Annotated in this window: 8 protein-coding genes and 1 pseudogene; 8 read left to right on the top strand and 1 reads right to left on the bottom strand. The window is 60.1% G+C overall.

Annotation, left to right across the window (positions count from 1 at the left end):
* Positions 1 to 144: 144 nt before the first annotated feature.
* The 8 genes and pseudogenes from P8X48_12505 to P8X48_12470 all read left to right on the top strand — a co-directional run bounded on the left by P8X48_12505 (position 145) and on the right by P8X48_12470 (position 8518).
* Positions 145 to 1803: pseudogene (locus P8X48_12505) on the top strand (NAD(P)-binding protein).
* 8 nt (positions 1804 to 1811) lie between these two features.
* Positions 1812 to 2273, top strand: coding sequence for a hypothetical protein (locus tag P8X48_12500; protein ID MEJ2108125.1), 462 nt, complete (start codon positions 1812 to 1814; stop codon positions 2271 to 2273).
* A complete protein-coding gene (locus P8X48_12495) occupies positions 2270 to 3004 on the top strand; it encodes a 4Fe-4S dicluster domain-containing protein (GenBank protein ID MEJ2108124.1) in 735 nt (244 codons plus the stop codon). The genes P8X48_12500 and P8X48_12495 overlap by 4 nt, the downstream gene beginning before the upstream one ends.
* Positions 3005 to 3055: 51 nt before the next feature.
* Complete coding sequence (nrfD, locus tag P8X48_12490; GenBank protein ID MEJ2108123.1) at positions 3056 to 4306, top strand: polysulfide reductase NrfD; 1251 nt, start codon at positions 3056 to 3058, stop codon at positions 4304 to 4306.
* Between the two features lie 139 nt (positions 4307 to 4445).
* Entirely contained in the window at positions 4446 to 5726 is a 1281-nt protein-coding gene (locus P8X48_12485; GenBank protein ID MEJ2108122.1) for an AAA family ATPase, read from the top strand.
* Positions 5723 to 6073, top strand: coding sequence for an iron-sulfur cluster assembly accessory protein (locus P8X48_12480; GenBank protein MEJ2108121.1), 351 nt, complete (start codon positions 5723 to 5725; stop codon positions 6071 to 6073). The genes P8X48_12485 and P8X48_12480 overlap by 4 nt, the downstream gene beginning before the upstream one ends.
* A gap of 125 nt (positions 6074 to 6198) precedes the next feature.
* A complete protein-coding gene (locus P8X48_12475) occupies positions 6199 to 7836 on the top strand; it encodes a GAF domain-containing protein (protein MEJ2108120.1) in 1638 nt (545 codons plus the stop codon).
* A 1-nt stretch (position 7837) separates the two neighbouring features.
* Positions 7838 to 8518, top strand: a complete 681-nt coding sequence (locus tag P8X48_12470; GenBank protein ID MEJ2108119.1) for a response regulator — start codon at positions 7838 to 7840, stop codon at positions 8516 to 8518.
* Between the two features lies 1 nt (position 8519).
* Here P8X48_12470 and P8X48_12465 read toward each other — a convergent pair.
* On the bottom strand, positions 8520 to 8763 hold a 244-nt coding region (locus tag P8X48_12465; protein MEJ2108118.1), incomplete at its 5' end, for a hypothetical protein.

Raw genomic sequence — 8763 nt, 5'->3', positions numbered from 1 at the left:
GCACCCCATCCAACCCGGTCCAACCACCTTTCTGATCATCCCTCCAAACCCCCATTCACTTCCCAATTATTATCCCTGTCCGCAACTTCATACATATCTAGTGTAGTGTCCTAATATTGCAGCAGGAAATACCCGGCACCGTGCGAAGACGGTTGTAACCGCAACGAGGTGGAAGACCACGTCGGCATCAACTCGGTCGAACAGTTTATTGGTGACTGGGCCCTGAACAACAAGCTGGCCTTTGAAGCCGGCGCCGATACCGGCAAGAAGGTCGCTGTCATCGGTGGCGGGCCTGCCGGCCTGGCCGCAGCCTATCAGCTCCGTCGAGCCGGTCACGCCGTCACCCTGTTTGATGATCATGAGCACCTGGGCGGCATGATGCGCTACGGCATCCCGGGCTATCGTACCCCGCGCGACGTGCTGGACGGTGAGATCAACCGCATCATCGCGATGGGTGTCGAGGCCCGCATGAAGACCCGTGTCGGTGTCGACATCTCCATCGACCAGCTGGAAAAGGACTACGACGCCGTGTTGTTCGCCATCGGCGCCCAGTCCGGTCGCGCCCTGCCGGTGCCGAATTCCGAGGCACCGAACTGCATTACCGGTGTGGCCTTCCTGTCGGCATTCAACGAAGGTCGGCTGCAGGCCGTTTCCGGCAAGGTCGTGGTAATCGGTGGTGGCGATACTTCCATTGACGTGGCCTCCGTTGCCCGCCGTCTTGGTCAGATCAAGAACATCGCCGAGAAGGATCGCCCGGAAAACATTGTTCTGGGCCACACCGCCCACGACGTCGCCACCATCGCCCAGCGCGAAGGCGCGGACGTGATGCTGATTTCGCGCCACCCGCTTGAGAACATGACCGCGGCCGAGCATGAGGTTCAGGATGCCCTGCGCGAAGGCGTTGAAATTCAAGGCTGCCTGACCCCGGTGGAAGTCATCATGGGCGACAACGGTCGCGCCAAGGCGCTGCGCGTCGCCAAGATGGACTACTCCTCGGGCAAGGGTGAAGTGATTGACGGTTCCGAATTCGACATCGATGCCGAGCTCATCGTCGCCGCCATCGGCCAGACGGGTAACCTCGAAGGCATGGAACAGTTCGCCAATGAGCGTGGCCTGATGGACGCCGACAAGCACTACCAGGTTCCGAACAAGCCCGGCTTCTTCGTCTGCGGCGATATCGTTCGTCCACACCTGCTGACGACCGTCATCGGGCAGGCCTCCATCGCCGTGGACAGCATCAGCCACTTCCTGAAACATCAGGACCTGGGCAAACGCCCCAAGGTGGATGTGCATCACTTTGACCTGCTGGCGAAGCTGCGCGAGACCCATCTTTCGCCCGAGCATTATGATCCGGCGGGCGACGCGAGCGAACGCGGTATCGACCGGGGCCTGCGCGGTACCTCCTCGGCCAACTTTGCCATCCATAACTACGAAGACCGGTCCTACGCCGAGATCATTCCGGCCACCGAACTTTACCTCGGACACTTCGAGTACGAGCCACGCAACAAGCGCGAAGAGAAGGTTCCCAGCAGCGACGAGGTTCTGGGGCACTTCGAGGAACGCGTCATCGGTCTGGCCGAAGAGCAGGCGGTCGCGGAAGCCAAGCGCTGCATGAGCTGCGGCATGTGCTTCGAATGCGACAACTGTGTCATCTACTGCCCGCAGGACGCCATCTTTCGCGTGAAGAAGGACCAGTCCACCATGGGCCGCTACGTGGACACAGACTACGACAAATGCGTCGGCTGCCACATCTGTCAGGACGTATGCCCCACGGGTTATATCAAGATGGGTCTTGGGGAATAGTTGGAGCAATGTCACGACTCAACATTCGACGCAGGGTGATTGTCCCCGCCCTCCTCGTCCTCGTGGGCCTGTCCGCGGCAAGCGTGGCAAGCGCCCATGAAGACGAACCAGGCGGCCGGGTTCCCCTGCCCAATATGAAGACCTATCGCGGCGACAAGTGCGTGGAGCCGGAATCGGTCATGCGGCGCAGGCATTTCGAATTTATCCTGCATGAGCGTAACTTGACCATGCACGAGGGCATCCGAACCAAGAAATTCAGCCTCAAGAACTGCGTCGACTGTCATGCCAACCCCAAGACCAACAGCGTTTTGGGCAAGGATGGCTTCTGCGCAAGCTGCCACGAGTATGCCGCCGTCGATATCGACTGCTTCAGCTGTCACAGCGACAAGCCGGAGAAGAAAAACGCAGCCGGAACTGCGATCAATCCGCACGACAGCAAGGTAATCACGACCTCGGAGGAGAAGCGATGAGTATTACCCGCCGCAAATTCCTCGGCATGGGTGCGGCAGCCACGGCGGGTTTGAGCCTGGCGCCTGGCGTTCGCCTGATCGATATGGCCGAAGCGCGCGCGCCGGACGTACCCGCCTCTGCCAAGAATCGCTGGGGGCTACTCATCGACACGACCAAATGTGCGAAGGGATGCAGCTCCTGCGTCGATGCCTGCGCCACCGAAAACGGCGTGCATAGCGAACGGGGAAGCCCCGAGACCCACGCCGAATGGATCCGCAAAGTCGACGTCACGGACCCTGGCACCGGCCACGAGTTTTCGCTTCCGGTCATGTGCCAGCACTGCCAGCACCCCCCGTGCGTCGATGTATGCCCCACGGGCGCCTCGTTCAAACGTGCTGACGGCATCGTCCTGGTGGACAAACACATTTGCATCGGCTGTCGTTATTGCATGATGGCCTGTCCATACAAGGCACGTTCTTTCGAGCACGAGAACGTCACCGGGCAGAAGCCGTACGCACCACGAGGCAAGGGAACGGTCGAGTCATGCACGCTGTGTGTGCAGAAGATCGATCGCGGCGACGGGACGACCGCCTGCGCAGAAGCCTGCAAGAAGGAAGGCCATGAGGCGATCCTTTTCGGCGATCTGAACGACCCGGAGAGTGAAATCTCGAAACGCGTGCGGACCACGGCCACGCGCGCCATCCGCGAAGACATGAACCTCGATACCAGCGTCCGCTACAAGGGAATCTGACATCCCGTAGCCGGACCCTGACCTGACCGACACGATTCGAGCAGACCTACCATGAAGAAAGTGATCCACTACCGCACGATCGAAGGCAAGAGCATTCCCTACGTCGCCCTGATGGGCTTCCTCGGGCTCTTCATTGCCGCCGGACTCGGTTCCGCCTACTACATGGAACACAACGGACACTGGGTCACCGGAATGTCGAACCTTGTCGTCTGGGGAACGCCGCACGTGTTCGCGGTATTCCTGATCGTTGCTGCGTCCGGAGCGCTTAACGTCGCCTCCATCGCGTCCGTATTCCACCGCGCACCCTACAAGCCACTGTCGCGCCTTTCCGGACTGTTGGCCATCGCGCTACTGGTGGGCGGTCTTACGATCCTGGTTCTTGACCTCGGCCGCCCGGACCGGCTCATCGTCGCCATGACGAAGTACAACTTCAAGTCGATTTTTGCCTGGAACATCTATCTCTACACCGGGTTCATGGTCATTGTCGCGGTCTACCTCTGGTTCATGATGGAACACAAGATGAACCGCTACTACCCCGCGGCAGGCTTTCTGGCATTCGTCTGGCGTCTCGCGCTGACCACCGGTACCGGTTCGATCTTCGGCTTCCTGGTGGCGCGCAAGGCCTACGACTCGGCCATCATGGCGCCGATGTTCATCATCATGTCCTTCTCGTTTGGTCTGGCGATCTACCTGCTGGTCCTGATGGCGGCGATGGGCTGGACCGGCCGCCCGCTTGGCGACCGGATTGTCTTCCGGCTGAAGAATCTGCTCGGCGTGTTTGTAGCGGCCGTACTCTACTTCGCCCTCGCCTATCACCTCACGAATCTCTATATCACCGCCCAACACGGGATCGAGCGCTTTATCCTGCTCGATGGCGGCGTCTATACGCGCCTGTTCTGGGTCGGGCAGGTATTGATCGGTGGCTTCATTCCGCTGCTACTGTTCTACACACCGGGTCTGTCACGCTCGCGAGCGGCGGCGGCCCTGGGTGCTGTACTGGTGATTCTCGGTGGCCTGGCACAGGTTTACGTCATCATCATTGGCGGTCAGGCCTATCCCCAGATTCTGTTCCCGGGGATGATCGTCCATAGCAGCTTCTTCGATGGTGTAGTCGCCCACTACACGCCCAGCCTCCCTGAAGTCCTGTTGGGACTGGGTGGCGTGTGCCTGGCCCTGGCGGCGACGGCGTTTGCCATCAAGGTGCTTCCGTTCCTCCCAGAGTCCCTGGCGGATGACCTGGTGGACCCCCACCATACCGCCGCCGCTGAAACCAAGGCCGAAGGGGAGCCTGCGGCGGCCTGAGGCCACGACCATCGTCGTCGTCACTTCGGCATGGGCAAGGCTTGGGCCCGCGCCCCGGTGACGCGACTCCGCGCCCACCAAGGCACGGGAAGGCCAGACTCCCCAAATCCCGTTCACCTTCCGGACTCCGGAACCGTCGATGAGCCAACTCTTCATTAGCGCGGCCCACAAGTCCTCGGGCAAGACCACGATCTCCATCGGCCTTTGCGCCGCGTTGCGCGAGCGCGGGCAACTCGTGCAGCCGTTCAAGAAGGGCCCTGACTATATCGATCCGATGTGGCTGTCCCACGCCGCCGGTCGACCCTGCCGGAATCTCGATTTCTACCTTGAATCCGCCGAAGAAATCCGTGAGCGCTATGCCCGCTTTCGGCAGGGCTGCGATATCAGCCTGATCGAGGGCAACAAGGGTCTGTACGACGGCCTGGACCTCGATGGCAGCAACAGCAATGCGGCTCTGGCCAAACTGCTGTCGGTACCTGTCATCCTCGTGATCGACGCCCAGGGCATGACCGTCCCGGTGGTCGGCGCTGTGCATCGCGATGCACAGCTGCAAATTGTGGAGCGGCATCTCGGGCTCATGCCAAGCAATGAAAGCGATGTGGCCAGCGAAAAGATTGCCTACATCGGCAAGCGAATCGCGGAACAGACGGATCTCGACCGTATCTGCGCCGTCGCCTCGGAAGATCCCTCGGTCCCGCTGGAGTTTTCACAGACATCGATGGAAGTATCCAGGGACGTCCGAATTGGAATCGCTCGCGACGCGGCATTCGGATTCTACTATCCCGACGATCTCGAGGCCCTGGAAAGAAACGGCGCGGAAATCTGCTACTTCGATACACTGAACGACGCCCGTTTGCCGGGGGAGCTGGATGGCCTGTTCATTGGTGGCGGATTCCCCGAAACGCATATGGCGGCGCTCGAGGCAAATCGATCCCTGCGTGCGGAGATCCGGGCAGCCATCGATGGCGGCATGCCGGCTTACGCCGAGTGCGGTGGATTGATGTACCTCGCCCGCGCCCTGCACTGGAACGGCGAAACGCGGGAGATGGTCGGAGTCTTGCCAGGCGAGATTCGGATGCACGACCGCCCGGTAGGCCGCGGCTATGCCAGACTTCAGGAACTGGGCGGCTGCCTCTGGCCCCGTGCGGGGGACGAGGCCGAAACAGGGGATTTTCCTGCCCACGAGTTTCACTACTCGAGTATCGAAGGACTCCCTGACGACACCCCGTATGCCTATGAAGTCACCAGGGGTTATGGGGTTGATGGCCACCATGACGGAATCGTTTATCGAAACCTGACAGCAAACTATGTACACCTGCGGAGCGTACAAAGGAACGACTGGACGGCCAGGTTTCTGGATTTTGTTCGTCAATGCAAGTACGGTAAGCAGGAACACGGAAAAGCCGGGGGAAACCAATGATCAAACTGACAAAACGGGCGGCAGAACAGGTGCGCGCATCGGCCGAGCAGGGCGAGATGCAGGATATGGCGCTCCGCGTCGCTGCCCGTCGCAATCAGGATGGAACCTTCGAATATGGAATCGGGTTCGATGCGGTTCAGGACGGGGACGAAAAGGTTGACTGTGACGGTTTCATGGTTGTCATTGCCCAGGAAAGCAAGCCATTGCTGGAAGGGGCCGTGGTCGATTTCGTTGAAATCGAGCCGGGACAGCCTCATTTTATTTTCATGAATCCGAAAGATCCGAACTACGTACCGCCCTCCGAGCACGACATCGCAGACGTACCCCCACAGGGTGGCGAGCACTAGCCTGCGCGCCAGGTATTGCCCGAGCTTCCGCGCGGGTATCCCGGATCTGCTGGTAACTTCTTGACTATTAATAGATAATTTCCGGCACTCTAGATAGTGCCGCGAGGCACCGGCCCGAACTGACTATGGCGACGATCCCCTCCAAGCCGGAACCAACTTCACCGCGCCACAAGATTCGCCTGCCCTCTTCCCTGGGGCCTGCGCGATTTCATCTGCCGCGCCTTGCCACGAATGGGCTTCTCCTGCCTCTCGCGACCCTTTTCGCGCTTCTGGGGATAGAAATTGCTCTGGAGATCATGCCGCCCACCAATGCCCCTTCCTCGGCAATCCAGATCGGGCTTGGCATTCTCGGTCTGGGCCTGGTTACCCTGATCGCGTACCGATTGCGCAAGGAATTCCTGGTGCCCCTGGCCCACCTGCGCGACTGGTCACAAAGCCTGCGATCCGGCAATCTGAACATCCATGTTTCGGTGCCACCCCAGGGTGAACTGGTCAGCCTGGTGCGCGACATCAACGGCCTCACCGATGAGCTCAACACCCTGACCGAGGAGATGGATCTCAAGGTTCGTGCACAATCCGAGCACATCGCGAGCAAGTCGCGCTCACTCGAAATCCTCTACGACATCGCTACCGATCTCAGCACAACGAGAAATCTCGACGAACTGCTGGAGCAATTTCTCGACACCATGATGGTTCTGGTCGATGCCCGCGCAGCTTCCGTCCGTCTTCTGGATGAAAAACAACATACGGTCCTTGCCGCCAGTCGCGGTCTGTCACCGGAAATCATCAAGCAGGAGCACAGTGTTGATATCAATCGTTGCCTGTGCGGCCAGATTGCCCGGACCGGGGGAATTGGCATCCAGAGCGGAATTGCCCCCTGCAACCGCTTCGTCGACCAGCCCATGGTCGATGGCCCGTGTCGCGAACTGATTGTCGTGCCCCTGCGCTATCGCGATCGCACCCTTGGGGTATACAACCTCTTCCTGGCGCGACCCAGCTCGGAGCTGGGCAAGGATGTCCGGGATCTCCTCAATAGTATCGGCATGCACCTGGGCCTCGCGATAGAAAAGGCCCGCCTGGATGACAACGAGCGTCGGCTCGCGATCATGGAGGAGCGGAACCTGATCGGCAGTGAACTTCACGATTCCCTCGCCCAGTCCCTGGTCAGTATGCGCCTGCAGGTGAAGATGCTGGGCGAGATCCTTCACAAGCGCGATTTACGTGGCGCCCAGAACGAAGTACGACGCCTGCGCGAAGGCGTGGAAGAGGCCCATGCAAGCCTGCGGGAATTGCTTTCGAATTTCCGCACACGCATGGATGAGCGTGGACTGATTCCCTCCATCGAGGAAGTCATGGATCGCTTCCGTCAGGAAACCGGCATTTCGGTCTACCTCCAGAATCAATGGCCAAGCTTTGCCCTGACTCCCAACCAGGAAGTACAGGTGTTCCGCATCGTTCAGGAAGCATTGGCGAATGTACGCAAGCACAGCAACGCTCAAAACGTTCGTATTCTCCTGGGCCACCCCGAAGACGAGACTCTTTCCGTGCTGATCGAGGACGACGGTCAGGGCGCCGACCAGGAGATCTCGACCACAACCGGGCACCCGGGCGAACGAATCGGACTGTCCATCATGCGCGAACGCGCGGACCGTATCGACGGCGCCCTCCTGTTCGAAAGCGAGCCTGGCGAAGGCGCGCGCATCCAGCTGGTATTCCCGATCCAGCCCGCCAGCCCCAGAACTGCAGCGGGATCGGAGGCCTGACATGCGCGTTCTCCTGATCGACGATCATGCGCTCGTGCGAAAAGGTCTGGAGGCCCTCCTTCAGAGCCGTGGAATCGAAATCGCCGATTCTGTCGGCTCCGGACAGGAAGGAATCGAACGGGCGAAGGAACTGCAACCGGACATCATTCTTCTGGATGTAAAGATGCCCGAAATGAATGGGCCGGAAACCCTGCGTCGTTTGCGCGAACAGGGAATCGACCTGCCCGTGCTCATGCTGACCATGAGCCGCGAGGAATACGATCTGGAATCTGCCCTTCGCGCCGGCGCCCAGGGCTATCTGCTCAAGGATATGGAGCCGGAGGAACTGGTCCCCGCCCTGAACGACGCCATCCAGGGAAAGCATGTAGTGGCGAAGGAATTGATTGGATCACTGACACGCATCGTCCAGGGTCAGACCTCGGAACCTGCCCCGGAAAGCGAGCCGGAGGATACCGGAAGCGCCCTGGCGGACCTTACTCCCCGCGAAACGGAAATCCTGCGCCATATTGCTGCTGGTCAGAGCAACAAGGTGATCGCCCGCGAACTCGACATTACGGATGGCACTGTCAAACTCCACGTGAAGTCTGTGCTTCGCAAACTGGGCGTGCATTCCCGCGTCGAGGCCGCGGTGATCGCGGTGGAACACGGCCTGGGTGGCAAATCCGCCGGCAACGCGAACTAGCTCAATCGGCCTGCGGCCGGAACCAGCTGAGCTTGTTGTGCAGGGTAACCACGTCACCCACGATAATCAACGTAGGCGGCTTGACCTCCGCAGAGTGTACAATGTCCGGCAAGGTCGACAGGTCGCCGATCAGCGTGCGTTGGTTGCGGGTAGTTCCCTGCTGAATCAGGGCCGCCGGCGTGTCGGCGGCGAGGCCGTGCCGGACCAACTGCTCGCAGATCGTATCTACTCCGTGTAGGCCCATA

It is taken from the genome of Acidiferrobacteraceae bacterium, from assembly GCA_037388825.1.
GTDB lineage: Bacteria > Pseudomonadota > Gammaproteobacteria > Acidiferrobacterales > JAJDNE01 > JARRJV01.
This window is presented reverse-complemented; position numbering and strand designations above follow the sequence as displayed.

What these genes read in the sequence shown, in the direction of transcription:
- P8X48_12500 (MEJ2108125.1), top strand. Translation starts at nt 1,812, where the DNA reads ATGTCACGACTCAACATTCGACGCAGGGTGATTGTCCCCGCCCTCCTC.
- P8X48_12495 (MEJ2108124.1), top strand. Translation starts at nt 2,270, where the DNA reads ATGAGTATTACCCGCCGCAAATTCCTCGGCATGGGTGCGGCAGCCACG.
- nrfD (MEJ2108123.1), top strand. Translation starts at nt 3,056, where the DNA reads ATGAAGAAAGTGATCCACTACCGCACGATCGAAGGCAAGAGCATTCCC.
- P8X48_12485 (MEJ2108122.1), top strand. Translation starts at nt 4,446, where the DNA reads ATGAGCCAACTCTTCATTAGCGCGGCCCACAAGTCCTCGGGCAAGACC.
- P8X48_12480 (MEJ2108121.1), top strand. Translation starts at nt 5,723, where the DNA reads ATGATCAAACTGACAAAACGGGCGGCAGAACAGGTGCGCGCATCGGCC.
- P8X48_12475 (MEJ2108120.1), top strand. Translation starts at nt 6,199, where the DNA reads ATGGCGACGATCCCCTCCAAGCCGGAACCAACTTCACCGCGCCACAAG.
- P8X48_12470 (MEJ2108119.1), top strand. Translation starts at nt 7,838, where the DNA reads ATGCGCGTTCTCCTGATCGACGATCATGCGCTCGTGCGAAAAGGTCTG.